This window comes from Leptotrichia sp. OH3620_COT-345, from assembly GCF_003932895.1.
Lineage (GTDB): Bacteria > Fusobacteriota > Fusobacteriia > Fusobacteriales > Leptotrichiaceae > Pseudoleptotrichia.
In genome coordinates this window covers 1-750 of record NZ_RQYW01000075.1, presented here as the reverse complement: position 1 = coordinate 750, position 750 = coordinate 1, and the positions used below count along the sequence as shown (strand labels likewise).

The window sequence follows — 750 nt, the reverse complement described above, 5'->3', positions numbered from 1 at the left end:
AGAAAAGAAAATATGGGAGTGTTGGATATAAACAGCTATTTAAGAAACTTAAGAATAGGAGTTGAAAGATAATGAAAAAGATAATAATGATGATAATTATAGGAATAATATTAGGTTCTTGTGGGGAATTAAGATATGGGATTCAAAAAACAATATATGAAGCAGAAGAAGAAAAATATGCAAACTCATTAAAGAAAAAGGATGGTCCAGGATATACTGGTAAAGATAAAATAATAATAGATAAAATAGTAATAAGTATATCTAATCGTTCGATAAATAAAAAAGTTCAATTTGGAGAAACAACATTATTGATACCTGAAAATACAAGAATAAATCCGAAAGTTGGAAATATAGTAGATGAAAAAACAGGTTATGGAATACCAATTACATTCACAAAAAGTTTACAATGTATGTCAAAAAAAATTAAAGATAATATGGAATATGGATTGATATATAATGATAAAAATATTTTAATAAGTAAAATAGCCCAAAAAATAATAAAAGCAAATGACTTTAAAAATACTTGTAACTAAATAGAAAGAAAAATCCCCCAACATTCAAATTATTTCAACGAAAAAAATACGGGAATGAGCGTAAAGAAAAATCACTGTTTGAACGAAGTGAGTTTGTGATTTTTTAGTAAATGAAGTATTTTTGAGTATGAAATAATTTGTGTTGGGAAGTTTTTTGTCAAACTTTTTTGCAAAAAAGTTTGAGATTATCAATAACGGAAATAAAGTCAAATGCAAC

1 protein-coding gene is annotated in these 750 nt (G+C 25.1%); it reads left to right on the top strand.

Annotation, left to right across the window (positions count from 1 at the left end; genetic code table 11):
* The first annotated feature begins 71 nt into the window (after nt 1-71).
* On the top strand, nt 72-533 hold the full coding sequence (locus EII29_RS11380) for a hypothetical protein (protein WP_125237605.1): 462 nt from the start codon (nt 72-74) through the stop codon (nt 531-533).
* Nucleotides 534-750: the final 217 nt, after the last annotated feature.

What these genes read in the sequence shown, in the direction of transcription:
- EII29_RS11380 (WP_125237605.1), top strand. Translation starts at nt 72, where the DNA reads ATGAAAAAGATAATAATGATGATAATTATAGGAATAATATTAGGTTCT.